General features: G+C 70.5%; 11 protein-coding genes. 6 read left to right on the top strand and 5 right to left on the bottom strand.

What is annotated here, in order from left to right:
* Positions 1 to 46 precede the first annotated feature (46 nt).
* Positions 47 to 1,060, top strand: a complete 1,014-nt coding sequence (galE, locus tag ACW5EG_RS09800; protein ID WP_457021343.1) for a UDP-glucose 4-epimerase GalE — start codon at positions 47 to 49, stop codon at positions 1,058 to 1,060.
* Here the strand turns inward: galE and ACW5EG_RS09795 are convergent.
* From ACW5EG_RS09795 to ACW5EG_RS09780, 4 genes are all read right to left on the bottom strand, one after another.
* Positions 1,048 to 1,902: an alpha/beta hydrolase family protein gene (locus ACW5EG_RS09795; RefSeq protein ID WP_457021342.1), complete on the bottom strand. Its 855-nt coding sequence runs from the start codon at positions 1,900 to 1,902 to the stop codon at positions 1,048 to 1,050. The two genes, galE and ACW5EG_RS09795, sit on opposite strands and share 13 nt — an antisense overlap.
* Positions 1,899 to 2,708, bottom strand: coding sequence for a bifunctional hydroxymethylpyrimidine kinase/phosphomethylpyrimidine kinase (gene thiD / locus ACW5EG_RS09790; protein ID WP_457021341.1), 810 nt, complete (start codon positions 2,706 to 2,708; stop codon positions 1,899 to 1,901). Before thiD ends, ACW5EG_RS09795 begins: the two co-directional genes overlap by 4 nt.
* Before the next feature lie 557 nt (positions 2,709 to 3,265).
* Positions 3,266 to 3,964, bottom strand: coding sequence for a C40 family peptidase (locus tag ACW5EG_RS09785; RefSeq protein WP_457021340.1), 699 nt, complete (start codon positions 3,962 to 3,964; stop codon positions 3,266 to 3,268).
* A 122-nt stretch (positions 3,965 to 4,086) separates the two neighbouring features.
* Entirely contained in the window at positions 4,087 to 4,686 is a 600-nt protein-coding gene (locus tag ACW5EG_RS09780; RefSeq protein ID WP_457019718.1) for a C40 family peptidase, read from the bottom strand.
* A gap of 71 nt (positions 4,687 to 4,757) precedes the next feature.
* On the opposite strand from ACW5EG_RS09780, the gene ACW5EG_RS09775 reads away from it, so the two are divergent.
* The 5 genes from ACW5EG_RS09775 (at position 4,758) to hutG (ending at position 10,419) form a co-directional block, all read left to right on the top strand.
* Entirely contained in the window at positions 4,758 to 5,240 is a 483-nt protein-coding gene (locus ACW5EG_RS09775) for an FKBP-type peptidyl-prolyl cis-trans isomerase (RefSeq protein ID WP_457019716.1), read from the top strand.
* A gap of 186 nt (positions 5,241 to 5,426) precedes the next feature.
* A complete protein-coding gene (locus ACW5EG_RS09770) occupies positions 5,427 to 6,680 on the top strand; it encodes a DUF418 domain-containing protein (RefSeq protein WP_457021339.1) in 1,254 nt (417 codons plus the stop codon).
* 39 nt (positions 6,681 to 6,719) lie between these two features.
* Entirely contained in the window at positions 6,720 to 7,976 is a 1,257-nt protein-coding gene (locus tag ACW5EG_RS09765; RefSeq protein WP_457021338.1) for an NAD(P)/FAD-dependent oxidoreductase, read from the top strand.
* The gene (gorA, locus tag ACW5EG_RS09760; RefSeq protein ID WP_457021337.1) at positions 7,973 to 9,334 is read left to right on the top strand and encodes a glutathione-disulfide reductase; all 1,362 of its coding nucleotides are present in this window, start codon (positions 7,973 to 7,975) and stop codon (positions 9,332 to 9,334) included. The genes ACW5EG_RS09765 and gorA overlap by 4 nt, the downstream gene beginning before the upstream one ends.
* A gap of 308 nt (positions 9,335 to 9,642) precedes the next feature.
* Positions 9,643 to 10,419, top strand: a complete 777-nt coding sequence (gene hutG, locus ACW5EG_RS09755; RefSeq protein WP_457021336.1) for an N-formylglutamate deformylase — start codon at positions 9,643 to 9,645, stop codon at positions 10,417 to 10,419.
* A 169-nt stretch (positions 10,420 to 10,588) separates the two neighbouring features.
* Here hutG and ACW5EG_RS09750 read toward each other — a convergent pair whose 3' ends face one another.
* Positions 10,589 to 13,027, bottom strand: coding sequence for a beta-L-arabinofuranosidase domain-containing protein (locus ACW5EG_RS09750; protein WP_457021335.1), 2,439 nt, complete (start codon positions 13,025 to 13,027; stop codon positions 10,589 to 10,591).
* Positions 13,028 to 13,086: the final 59 nt, after the last annotated feature.

The raw sequence follows: 13,086 nt of genomic DNA, 5'->3' as shown, positions 1-13,086 counted from the left end.
CGCCGCGGTGTCGGATAATCGACTCAGCCTCCCTGCGGACCTCAGCATGCGCATCTTGGTATTCGGCGGTACCGGCTATATCGGCAGCCACACCTGCGTGGAGCTCGCCGCGCGCGGGCACGATCTGGTGATCGCCGACAACCTGTGCAACAGCTCGCCGCGCGTGCTCGAGCGGCTGCAGCAGATCATCGGCAAACCGCTGGACTTCCGCCACGTCGACCTGCGCGATCGCGCTGCCACGGTCGAGCTGCTTGCCTCGGGCGGCTTCGACGCGGTGGTGCACTTCGCCGCGCTCAAGGCGGTGGGCGAATCGTGCGAACGGCCGCTGGACTATTTCGACAACAACATCACCGGTACGCTCAACCTGCTGCAGGCGATGCAGCAGGCGGGGGTGCGGCGGCTGGTGTTCAGTTCGTCGGCCACGGTCTACGGCGATCCGGAGCGGGTGCCGGTGGACGAGGACGCGCCGCTGCGCGTCACCAATCCCTACGGGCGCACCAAGCTGGTGATGGAGCAGCTCATCGAGGACCTGTGTGCGGCCGACCCGGGCTTCCAGGCGGGCATCCTGCGCTACTTCAATCCGGTCGGCGCGCATCCCTCGGGGCTGATCGGCGAGGATCCGTCTGGTGTCCCGAGCAACCTGATGCCCTACATCTGCCAGGTGGCCGTGGGCCGGCGCGAACGGCTGAGCGTGTACGGCGGCGACTGGCCGACGGTCGACGGCAGCGGCGTGCGCGACTACATCCACGTGGTCGACCTGGCACGCGCACATGCGGACGCGCTGGACACGCTGGCGCGCACTGGCAGCGGCTTCACCGTCAACCTCGGCACTGGCGCCGGCGTGAGCGTGCTGCAGCTGGTGCAGGCCTTCGAGCGCGCGTCCGGCCGCGCGGTGCCGTACGCGATCGTCGACCGCCGCGCGGGCGACGTGGCCGAGGTCTATGCCGATCCCGCGCGCGCGCAGGCGCTGCTGGGCTGGCGCGCGGCGCTGGACCTTGACGCGATGTGCCGCGACGCGTGGCGCTGGCAGTCGATGAATCCGGACGGCTACGGCAGCTGAGCGCAGAGCCGGTTGGCCACGCCATCCGGCTGCTTCATCCAGGCGTAGTGGTCGGGGCGGGTGCCTGCGTCGCGCGCGTCCAGGCACTCCACCCGCGCGGGCGCCAGCGGCATCTTGCCGAGCAGGAAATCCAGCGAGGCGCGCGGCGCCAGCCAGTCGCTTTCCAGCACCAGCGCATGGACCGGACGCGTAACCCTGGCTAGCCCGGCCTCCAGGTCCTGGGCGAGCCCTGCGGCGGCATAGCGGCCGCTGATCGCGGTACGCGCCCAGTCGCGGACCAGGCCCGCGGCCTCGTTGCCGCCAAAGCCGATGCGGCGGCCGGGCAGCACGCCGTTGACCGTCGCCAGCCACGGCAGGAAGCGGTAGGCGAGCGGCAGCCAGGCGCGGTGCGGCATCGGGAACGCGCGCCAGTAGGGTGCGCCGCTGGCGATCAGCCAGAGTGCGTCCGCCGATTCCGGCGCGAGCGCCAGCCTGCAGCAGGCCAGCTGCCCGCCCAGGCTGTGGCCACCGATGCTGCGGGGCAGACCTTCCGGCAGCGCCAGGTCGACGGTGGCCTGGCTGGCGGGGATGTCCTGCAGCAGCAGTTCGCGATAGCCCCAGTCGACTCCGCGACTGGCGCGCAGGCTGCTGCTGCCGTTGCCGCGCCACTCGTGCATGAAGACCGCCACGCCGCGCGCGGCCAGGGCTTCGGCGAACGGGATGTAGTGTCGGGCAGCCACGCCCAGCGCGGGTAGCCAAAGCAGGCTGCACTGCGGATTGGCGGGGATGCGTGTGATCAAGCGCCAGCCGTGGCCATCCGCCGCCGCGACCTCGCGCTCGACGCTGCAGGCCGCCTGGCTCATGCGCCCGGTTCCACCGCGCCAAGATGGTCGAGCACGTACACGTCGCCGCGCCCCGGCCGGTAGCCCTGGCGCAGGGCCCGGCCCACGTAGGCCACTGCGGCGGCGGTCGCCTGCGCCACCGGCAGGCCCAGGCACAGCTGGGCTGCGGCCGCCGAGGCGAGGGTGCATCCGGTGCCGTGGCCTTCGATGGGCAGGCGCGGGTGCATGAAGACGTTGGCGGTGGCGCCGTCGCGGTAGCGGTCGATCACCTGCGCGCCCTCATCCAGGTGCGCGCCCTTGAGCAGCACCGCCCTCGCGCCCATCGCCAGCAGCCGCTCCAGCGCCTGTTCGGCATCGGCGGCGTTGCCGATCTTCATGCCGGCCAGCAGTTCGGCCTCGGGGATGTTGGGCGTCAGCAGGTCGGCGCGCGGCAGCAATCGCGTGCGCATGGCCTCCAGCGCATCCTCGGCCAGCAGGCGCGCGCCGGAGGTCGCCACCATCACCGGGTCGAGCACCAGCTGGCGCGGCGCGTGCGCCTGCAGCGCATCGGCGACCGCGTGGATCACCTCGGCGGTGGCCAGCATGCCGAGCTTGACCGCGCCGATATCGAAATCGTCGAAGCAGGCGTCGATCTGGGCGCGCAGGAACTCCACCGGCGGCACGTGCACCGCGATCACGCCGCGGGTGTGCTGCGCGGTCAGCGCGGCGATTGCCGACAGGCCATGCACGCCGTGCGCGGCGAACGCCTTGAGGTCGGCCTGGATGCCGGCGCCACCGCCGGAGTCGGAGCCGGCGATGGTGAGGGCGGAGATGGGGGGGGCGGGCATCGCGACATTGTGCCGCCTGCGGCGAATCCACGCCCGGGACGTGATCCTGGCTCAGGCCTGCGGTCGGAGTCGTTCCGGGCCGGGGGTTGCTCCCCCGGCTCGGTCAGCCATCCATGGCTGACTCGCCGCCGCAGCGCATCCATGCGCTGCTTTCCGCAACCCCCAGCCCGGAACGACTATCGCCCAGTCACTGGCGTGGCTTCGAAAAAGCTCCCACCGAAGCATCGCAGCATCAGTGGCAGTGAGCCGTGCCCTGGCGACCGGGGGTCGCGGCAAGCAAAACATGGATGTTTTGCGCGCGAGTCAGGGCAGGGAGAGCGTGGATGGCTTGCGCGGCATGCCGCGCATCCACGCGAGCGCCCGGCATGCTGTGCCGGGCCGGACCGCGCAGCGGCCCTGACCGAGCGAAAAGCGACCCCCGGTCGACGGGGCGCGGCGTCCAGCCCAAGCCCGCGCGGACTTCAAGCAATCGTGTCCATCTTCTCGCTTGATCGGGTGAAGAACCAACAAAAAGGCCGCCCTGCGGCGGCCTCTTCAACGGCGGAGGGTGCGTGCCCTCAGCTTTCCGTGCCCAGCCCCGCGACGCGGCGGGCCTGCAGGAACCTGCCGCTCCAGTAGCCGGTGTCGAGCTGCGAGACGGTCACGTCGCGGCCGGTGCGCGGGGCGTGCAGGAAGCGGCCTTCGCCGATGTAGATGCCGACGTGGTCGACGCGCTTGCCGCGGCGGCCGAAGAACACCAGGTCGCCGGGCACCAGTGCGGTGCGTTCGACCTTCTCGCCGTCGCGGGCCATGTCGCGCGAGACGCGCGGCAGCTCGACGCCAAGCGCGGTGCGGAACACGTAGCCGACCAGACCGCTGCAGTCGAAGCCGCCCTCGGGCGAGTTGCCGCCCCAGCGGTAGGGCGTGCCGAGCAGGGCCAGGCCGCGCTTGAGCAGGGTCTGGACGCGGCCTTCCTCCTCCTTGGGCGAAGCCTGCGCGGCCTCGATCGCGGCGGCCTGGGCAATCAGCGCGTTGACGTCGCTGGCGAACAGCACGTCCTGGCTGGTCGTGCGGAGCGGATTGGACACCAGGGTGCGGGTGACCGAGGCAGACGGGGCGGCCAGCGTATCGGCGGAGTCGCCGGCCAGGCCGGGGCCGGCAAAGGCGGGCAGGGCGGCCAGCGAGAGCAGGCAGCCGCAGAGGGCGACGAACTTGCCGTGTCTGGCCGGGTTGGAGCGGTGGCGGGTTCGGCCGGACGGGGCGGTTGGTCTCGTCACGCGGACTTCACTGGAGCGGATCAGCGGCGGAGTGTGCCGGAGTGAAAGCTGCGTGATGTTAAAACAGGGTTACACAAACCTGTCCAAGTACGTGATTCTGCTCACAAATCGAAACGGGCCGTTCACCGCAGGATCCGCTTCGCGCCGCTGTAGTGGCGCTGCCAGTAGCTTCCGTCCAAGTGATCCAGGCGCACCGTGCCGCCGCTGCTGGGGGCGTGGACGAATCGTCCCTCTCCCACGTAGATGCCGACATGTGTGACCTGTGCCCCGTTCCCGAAGAACACCAGGTCGGCGGCAGCCAGGCGCTGCGGCTCGATCCTCGGCCCCTGGAAACCAGCCAGGTCGCGCGAGGTGCGCGGCAGGCGCAGGTCCAGCATGTCGCGGAACACGTAGTTGACCAGGCCGCTGCAGTCGAAGCCCCCATCCGGGGTATTGCCGCCGTAACGGTAAGGCGTGCCCACCAGGCTGATCGCCCGCATCAGCACCGCGTTGGCGGCGGCGGGATCCTGCGGCGCGACCACCGGCCACTCGCGCTTGGGCACGGTGGCCGTCGGGCGTGGCGTGGGGCGCACGTCGCCGCTGCCGCAGCCGGCCAGGAGCACCATCGCGCCGCACAGCGCGAGCGCGCGGATAGGCGCCAGGATTGGCGTTGCCGCGCCGGAGTCCGGATAATGCCCGGCTCCGTCGCCCGACGGCAGGATGCGTTCGCGTGGCGGTGTCATGCGCGGCATCGTGCCCGGGCCATTCCATCCAGACAAGCCGCGGCTCGCGCCGCGCCTCCCAGCGAGCCGCCATGAAGATCGAAAAAGACCGCGTCGTCCGTTTCCACTACAGCGTCTCCGAAGCCGGCCAGGCGCCGCTGGAGTCGTCCAAGGAGCGCGGCGAGCCGCTGTCGATCCTGGCCGGCCACGGCAACGTCATCCCGGGGCTGGACAAGGCGCTCGAGGGCCACGAGGCAGGCGACAGCTTCGGCGTCGACGTGCCCGCGGCCGAGGCCTACGGCGAGCGCCGCGACGGCCTGACCCAGCGCGTGCCCAAGAAGCACTTCGGCGCGCAGAAGCTGGCCCCCGGCCAGCAGGTGGTGCTCACCACCAACTTCGGCCCGCGCGCGGTGACCGTGGAGAAGGTAGGCATGACCGTGGTCGATGTCGACCTCAACCACCCCATGGCCGGCAAGGACCTGCACTTCGACATCGAGATCGTCGAAGTGCGCGAGGCCGAGCAGGTCGAGATCGAGCACGGCCACGTGCACGGCGACGGCGGCCACCAGCACTGATCGCGAGGGCCACCCGCGCCGCATAGCGGTGCGTGGCGTGGCGCCGGCGGAAGTGCCGGTGCCTGGTGATGACCAAAGCCGGATGATGCGGCCCAGCCGGAGCCACGCGCATCACGCATCCCAGGCACGCTTGGCAATCGCCCTCGGCGCCCGCCATCCTGTGCGCAGGGACCAGGGGGATACGACGTGACGCACAAGGACGACCGCCACGCGGGCGCGGCGCCGGCATTCGCGCCGATCGATGCCGTGCAGCGCATCCAGGCATTGGACGTGATCCGCGGCTTCGCCTTGCTGGGCATCTTCCTGATGAACATCGAGTGGTTCAGCCGGCCACTGCAGGAGATGGGATCGGGCCTCGATCCGGCCGCGACCGGGCTTGACCACGCCGCGGCCTGGGCCGTGCACGTGTTCGTGGCGGGCAAGTTCTGGGTGCTGTTCTCGCTGCTGTTCGGCATGGGCTTCGCGGTGATGTCCAGCCGCGGCGGGCACGGTCCGCAGTTCTGCGGCCGCTACCTGCGCCGCTGCCTGGTGCTGCTGGCCTTCGGCGTGCTGCATGCGGTGCTGCTGTGGCCGGGCGACATCCTCCACGCCTACGCCATCACCGGTCTGCTGCTGCTCGCGTTCGGCGAGATTTCCAACCGCGCCAGGCTGTGGCTCGGCATCGCCCTGTACGCCACGCTCGCCCTGATGATCACGTTTGGTGGCGGGCTGATGTCGCTGGTGCCGGCCGGCGAGATCGGCGAGATCGAGACCATGGCCGAAGAGATGGAATCCGCCGCGGCAGTCGCCAGGCAGGTCTATGCGCACGGCAGCTACGCCGACGCGGTGGTGCAGCGTGCACGCGACTTCCTGACGCTCTCCGTGCAGGGCGCGCTGATGGTGATCCCGCTGGCGCTGGGCGTATTCATGCTCGGCGCCTGGCTGGTGCGCTCCGGGCGCATGCACGATGTGGCCTCGCAGCGGGGCTGGTTCGCGCGGCTGGCGCTGTGGACGATCCCGCTGGGCGCGGTGTTCGTGGCGCTCGCGATGTCGGTCGGCACAAGCTTCGAGGGCATGCGCGAGATGGGGCCGATGCTGCTCGCATCGGGGCTGATGATGCTCGGCAGCCTGCCGCTGGCGCTGGGCTACGTGGCGCTGCTCGTGCTGGGCCTGGGCGTGCCAGGCATCTCGCGCGTGCTCGGCTGGCTGGCGCCAGCCGGACGCATGGCGCTGACCCACTACCTGCTGCAGTCGCTGATCGCCTCGACGCTGTTCTACGGCTATGGCTTCGGGCTGTGGGGACAGGTGGGGCGCGCCGGGCAGGTCCTGCTGGTGCTGGTGGTGTTCGCGCTGCAGGTGGCCGCGAGCCACTGGTGGCTGGCGCACTACCGCTTCGGGCCGATGGAATGGCTGTGGCGCTGGCTCACGTATGGCGCGAAGCCGGCCATGCGCGTGGGCTGAGTCACCGGGGCGGCAGGCACGCGCCGTTACACTGCACGGATGGAGCAACGCAGCGACATCCTCGTCATCGGTGCCGGGGTTTCCGGGCTGGCCAGCGCGCTGTGCCTGCTCGAACGTGGCCGCAGCGTGCGCGTGATCGATGCCGGCCGCGTTGGCGGCGGCAGTTCGCACGGCAACTGCGGCACGCTCACGCCCAGCCATGCCGGGCCGCTGCACGCGCCAGGCACGGTGGCCAAGGCGCTGCGCTGGATGCTCACGCCCGACGCGCCGTTCTACGTGCGTCCGCGCTTCGATCCGTCGCTGTGGCGCTGGATGCTGCGCTTCGCAGGGCGCTGCAACCTGCGCGACTGGAATGCCTCGGCGTGGCCGCGCGCAGCCATCCTCAACGCCTCGCGCCAGGTGTTCCCGGAGTGGATCGCCGGGCACGACATCGACTGCGAGTTCGCCGAGTCCGGCGCGGACTGCGTATTTCGCGATCCGGTGCAGCTGGAGGCCTACGCGCGCCACCTGCCGACGCTGGCCGAACTGGGCATCGAATCGGAGGTCATCGAAGGCAACGATTATCTTGCGCAGGAGCCGGCGCTGCGCGAGGGCGTGGCCGGCGCGGTGCGCTATCCGGGCGATGCGCAACTGCGCCCTGACCGCTATGTGGCGGGGCTTGCACGCGCGGTCACCGCTGCCGGCGGCATCATCGAGACAGATTGCGAGGCCACGCACGCCGAAGCGCAGGGCGATGGCATGCGCGTGCGCACCTCGCTGGGCGAGCGCTTCGCGCGCGACGTGGTGTTGGCCACCGGCGCCTGGTCGCCGCTGCTGGCGCGCTCGCTGCAGCTGCGCTGGCTGCGCGATGCGATGCAGCCGGGCAAGGGCTATTCGATCACGTACTCGCGGCCGTCGCTGGTGCCGCGCCGGCCGATGACGCTGTTCGAACGCAAGGTCTGCGTGACCGTGTGGGACGACGGCTTCCGCCTGGGCAGCACGATGGAATTCTCCGGCCACGACACCACGCTCAACCGGCGCCGGCTCGATGCACTGGAGCGTGGCGCTGCCGAGTACCTGCACCAGCCGGTCGGCCCGGAGAAGCGCGAGGAGTGGTACGGCTGGCGTCCGCTGTCCTGGGACGACCTGCCCATCATCGGCCGCGCACCGGGCCATGCGCACCTGTGGCTGGCCACCGGGCACGGCATGCTGGGTGTGAGCATGAGCCCGGCGACTGGGCGCCTGTTGGCCGAGCTGGTCACCGGTCAATCGCCGCATATCGATCCCAAACCGTATTCGCCGGAGCGCTTCGCATGAACCAGCCCGTCCTGGATTTCGACCTCGTCGTACTGGGCGGAGGCAGCGGTGGACTGGCCGGCGCCTTCCGCGCGGCGGGACACGGCGCGCGGGTGGCCCTGCTCGAACCCGGCGAACTCGGCGGCACCTGCGTCAACGTCGGCTGCGTGCCGAAGAAGGCGATGTGGATTGCGGCCGAGCTGGCAGGCAGCATCACCCTGGCCTCGCAGCTCGGCTTCGACGTGCCCTCGTCACCGGACCTCGACTGGCCGGCGTTGATCGCCAGCCGCCAGCGCTACATCCACGGCATCCACGGCAGCTATCGACGGCGCCTGGACGAAGCGGGCATCGTGCTGCTGCCGTCGCGCGGCCGGCTGCACGATGCACACACGGTGGAATGCGAGAACGGCACCCGCCTGCGCGCCGGGCACATCCTCGTCGCCACCGGCTCCCATCCGGGCCGACCCGACGTGCCCGGCGCGGACCTGGCCGGCGTGTCCGACGATTTCTTCGCCCTGCACCAGCCGCCTGGCCAGGTGGCCCTGGTCGGCGGCGGCTATATCGCGGTGGAGCTGGCCGGCGTGCTGCAGGCGCTGGGCTGCCGCGTCGACATCTATGCGCGCAGCCAGCGCCTGCTCAGCCATTCCGACGCGGAGCTGGCCGAGCGGCTGCAGGAAAACTATCGCCAGCAGGGCATCGGCCTGCACTTCGGCTACGGACTGGCGGCCATCGAGGGCGCGCAAGGTGCGTTGCGGCTGCGCAATGTCGCTGGGGAAGTGTCAGACCAGTACGCGCATGTGTTCCTCGCCACGGGCCGCAAAGCCAACACCGCCAAGCTCGGGTTCGAGGCCGCGGGCGTGGACCTGGACAAGCACGGCAACATCGTTGTCGATGCCAGCCAGCGCAGCAGCGTTGCCCACATCGCCGCGGTTGGCGATGTCACCGGTCGCGCCACGCTCACGCCGGTCGCCATCGCGGCCGCGCGTCGCACCATGGACCGCGTGTTCGGCGGCAATCCAGACGCGCGCCTCGACTATGACGACATCCCCACCGTCGTGTTCTCGCATCCGCCGCTGGCCGAGGTCGGCCTGACCGAGGTGCAGGCGCGCGAGCGGCACGGAGACGCGGTGCACGTGTATCGCAGCATCTTCCGGCCGATGCGCCAGGCCTTGGTCGACCGCCCGCAGCACAGCCTGTTCAAACTGGTGTGCGTCGGCGAGGAGCGCCGCGTGGTCGGCATCCACCTGCTGGGCGAGGGCGCCGACGAGATCCTGCAGGGCTTCGCCGTCGCGCTGAAGAAGGGCATCACCCTGGCCGACCTGCACGACACCGTCGCCATCCATCCGACGAGCGCGGAAGAAGTGGTGTTGATGCGGTAAGTCCTCGGCGCGAGCGAAGGAGGAACGCTGCGTGAAGCCCACGCGCTTGTGCTCCTTCCGCTTGCGGGGAAAGGTCGGGATGGGGGCCGTGACGCAGCGGCGAATGCTTGACGAAAAGCGCCCCCACCCCAACCCTCCCCCGCAAGCGGAGGAGGGAGCAGGGCGGTGGAGCGGCCGCGAGCCGCGCAAGGACATCCGCCACCGCGGCCCCCACCCCAACCTCCCCCGCAAGCGGGGAGGGAGCAGGCACCGCGCCTGCGAGGGGCGACGACTCACGTGCCGCCTCTGTAGCCACCTACAATCCCGCCATGGACATCTTCTCCCTGCAACGCGGCAGCGCGCCGCTGCTGGTCAGCCTGCCGCACGACGGAACCTTCGTTCCCGACGACATCGCCGCCAGGCTCACGCCGCAGGCGCGGCGCGTGCCCGACACCGACTGGCACATCGCAAGGCTTTACGCCTTCGCGAAGGACCTCGGCGCGTCGGTCATCGTGCCCACGCATTCGCGCTACGTCATCGATCTCAATCGCAGCGAGGACGATGTTTCGCTGTACCCCGGCCAGAACACCACCGGCCTGTGCCCGACCGTGCGTTTTTCCGGCGAACCGGTCTACCTCGATGGCCAGGCGCCAACCGAAGACGAGGTGCGCGCGCGCGTCGACACGTACTGGCGTCCCTACCACGGTGCACTGCGCGACGAGCTTGAGCGCCTGCATGCCGAACACGGCCGCGTGGTGCTGTGGGAGGGGCATTCGATCCGGGGCGAGCTGCCGTTCCTGTTCGAAGGCCGCTTGCCTGACCTCAACCTCGGCACCGCCAATGGCGCCAGCGCGACGCCCGCGCTGCAGCAGCGACTGGTAGCGGTGCTGGCCGCGCAGTCGCGCTACGACTGGGTGCACAACGGTCGCTTCCGCGGTGGCCACATCACGCGCCATTACGCCGATCCCGCGCGCGGCATCCAGGCCGTGCAGCTGGAGATCAGCCAGCGCGTCTACATGGACGAGGCGTCGTTCGAGTATGACGAAGCGCTGGCGGCGCGAGCGCAGGAGGCGATCCGCGCGCTGTTGGTGGTAGCGGGGGACTGAGGCCCGCGGTCGGGCAGCCAGTCAGATCCCTTGTGTTCGCCCGATCGCGCAGCGCACCAAAGCCCTCCCCTTCAAGGGGAGGGAGCAAGGCGCGACGAAGGGGAGGGAGCAAAGCGCGACGTTGTACTGGCCAGCGTTCGACTGCGCCGCGGAGCGGCAACGTGCTGGATCAACCGCCGGATGCGTCCCCTGCCAGCAGCCTGAGGCCGAACAGGCGTGGCGTACGTTGCCCGTCGCGCGCGACGAAGCGCACGCGGATGCCGCCGGAAAACGCCGCCGATGCGAAGTCAGCCGGCAGTGCGATCTCGCGGGTTTCCAGGTCATCCGGACCCGGCTTCACCGTATCGATGTTCGCCAGCGTCCGCCCCTCCACTTCGACATCCATCGCCACGTTCCAGTCGCCGCCAAACAGCACCAGCTGCAGCAGCAGCGGCGTGTCCGTCGCCATCTCGCGTCGTGCTTCGAGCCGGTAGGCGAACCAGCCGGACGCATCGCGCCACGCGCGGCCCAGCAGGCTGCCGGTGGCCGAATCCCGCCCTTCGTACCGGTGGTCGACCTCGGGCTGCTGCTCGCCCGGCCGCACCTGGTCGAGCGTGCGCGCGTCCAGCGCCTGGCGCTCGCGCTCGGCGGCCTCGATCGCTGCAACCACGCCCGGATACTGCGCCGGCGTCGCCGTACGCCAATACGCCATGTAGCGCGCATCATGCACGCGCGACAGCGGCTCGAGCTTCAGCGGATGGAATTCGCCGGGGCGGATCAGAGCAGACGCGGTAAAGGTGAGCGCCTCGCCCGCGACCGGGACGATATGCGCCGCCAGCGTGTCGCGCTCGCCCACAAGCATTGGCGCGCCGTCCAACGGCAGGTAGGGGCCGGGCGCGATATGGCTGCCGCGGCCGTCGTCGGCGATCAGGCCCTCGACCGCCTCCTCGCCGGTGCGCGCAGCCAGCATCAGCGGGCCGTGCACCACCGCCACCCAGTCCGATCCGTCGGGCAGGCCTTCGATCCGCGTCTGCATCGGCAGCGCGATGTCGACGCGGTCGCCGTCCTGCCAGGTGCGCGTGATTGCGACCTGGCTGCCGGGCGTGGACGCCAGTGGCCAGCGGCGACCGTTGACCTGCACGACGAGTTCGCCCTGCAGCCACTGCGGATGGCGCAGCTGCAGCGCGAACGCCTGCGGCCTGTCCAGCTGCAGGTGCAGGCTGCTGCGCGGATCTTCCGGGAAGGCCGTTTCCTGCCGCAGCGTGAGCCCGCGCTCGCGCCAGTGCAGGGTCGAGGCGATGTAGAGGTTCACCGCCAGCGCGTCGTCGCCGCGGGTGTAGACGAAGGCGCCATGCCGGCCGTGGTTTTCCATGCCGGTGCCGACGCAGCACCAGAAGCATTGCCCGGGCTGCGAGTACACGCGGTAATGGCGCGGCCGGATCGGCGTGAAATAGACCAGCCCGCCGTGCCCGGGATGCTGGGTCGACAGGATGTGGTTGAACAGCACGCGCTCGAAGAACTCGATGTAGCGCGGCTGCGGTTGCAGCCTGTGCAGCAGCGCGCTCAGGCGCAGCATGTTGTAGCTGTTGCAGGTCTCCGGCCCTTCGCGTGAATCCAGCATCGGCGAGAAGTCGTCGACCGGATTGAAGTGCTCGCGCACGCTGTTGCCGCCGAAGGCGATGCTGCGCCGCTGCGCCACCGTCTCCCAGAAAAAGCGCGCCGCCTCGATCCACGCCGGCTCGCCGTCGAGTTCGCCGATGCGGGCGAAGCCGATCACTTTCGGAATCTGGGTATTGGCGTGCAGACCGTCCAGCCGGTCCTCGCCGCGCAGCAGCGGATCGAGGATGGCGCGGTGGCAGAAGCGGCGGGCGAGCGCCAGGTAGCGGCGCTCGCCGGTGATCGCGTACACATCGGCCAGCACCTCGTTCATGCCGCCGTGTTCGGTGTCGAGGATGCGCTGCAGCTGCGTATCGTCGAGATTGGCGACCAGCGCGTCGCACCAGTCGGCGAATCGCACCAGCAGTTCGCGGGCGGTGGCGTTGCCCGCCATCAGCCAGGCATCGCGCAGGCCGGCGTACATCTTGTGCAGGTTGTAGAACGGCACCCAGGCGCCGTCGAGCGAGAAGGCCTCGGCTTCGAACTCGCCCGAGCCGATGCGCTGCCACAGCACGCGCCCGTTGGGCACGCCGCCGAGATAGCCGTCGCCATTGGCGCGCTGGCATTCGGCCAAGGCCTCGACCATGGCGTCGAGCCGCTGGCGCATTGCATGGTCGCCCTGCGCGGCCTGCTGGGCGAGGGCGGACAGGTAGTGGCCGGCAGTGTGGCCGTCCAGGCCCATCGACTCCCAGTTGGGATACTTCGGTGCGGGCGAGGGCAGGCCGGCCTCGATGCGGTAGGGCGCAAGCAGGCGGTCGATGTCGAGCGCGGCGAGGTAGCGCCGGTTGAGCGTCTGCGAATGCGCGAACGGGCCCGCGTCCAGGTGCACATCGGCAAGTGCGAATGGGGCGGCGGCCGTGGCGATGCCGCCAGAGGCGAAGGCGGGCAGGGAGGCGGCAGCGGGCAGCAGCAGGGTCGAACCGGCCGCCGCGAGGAAGCGGCGGCGGTCGGGCGATGGAGGCGGGGTGTGCATCAGTGGCTCCATCGGGTGGCGGCCGGATGCCGACTGTGGCAGCGCGGGGCGGGGCGCTG

The sequence above is a fragment of the Luteimonas sp. A611 genome (assembly GCF_054072715.1).
Note: the sequence above shows the minus strand (reverse complement) of the source record. Positions and strands in the feature narration are given on the sequence as shown.

Bases quoted from the DNA above. Each gene is read 5' to 3' on its own strand.
- ACW5EG_RS09795 (WP_457021342.1), bottom strand. From the start codon at position 1,902: ATGAGCCAGGCGGCCTGCAGCGTCGAGCGCGAGGTCGCGGCGGCGGAT.
- ACW5EG_RS09765 (WP_457021338.1), top strand. From the start codon at position 6,720: ATGGAGCAACGCAGCGACATCCTCGTCATCGGTGCCGGGGTTTCCGGG.
- gorA (WP_457021337.1), top strand. From the start codon at position 7,973: ATGAACCAGCCCGTCCTGGATTTCGACCTCGTCGTACTGGGCGGAGGC.
- ACW5EG_RS09750 (WP_457021335.1), bottom strand. From the start codon at position 13,027: ATGCACACCCCGCCTCCATCGCCCGACCGCCGCCGCTTCCTCGCGGCG.
- ACW5EG_RS09780 (WP_457019718.1), bottom strand. From the start codon at position 4,686: ATGACACCGCCACGCGAACGCATCCTGCCGTCGGGCGACGGAGCCGGG.
- ACW5EG_RS09775 (WP_457019716.1), top strand. From the start codon at position 4,758: ATGAAGATCGAAAAAGACCGCGTCGTCCGTTTCCACTACAGCGTCTCC.
- hutG (WP_457021336.1), top strand. From the start codon at position 9,643: ATGGACATCTTCTCCCTGCAACGCGGCAGCGCGCCGCTGCTGGTCAGC.
- galE (WP_457021343.1), top strand. From the start codon at position 47: ATGCGCATCTTGGTATTCGGCGGTACCGGCTATATCGGCAGCCACACC.
- thiD (WP_457021341.1), bottom strand. From the start codon at position 2,708: ATGCCCGCCCCCCCCATCTCCGCCCTCACCATCGCCGGCTCCGACTCC.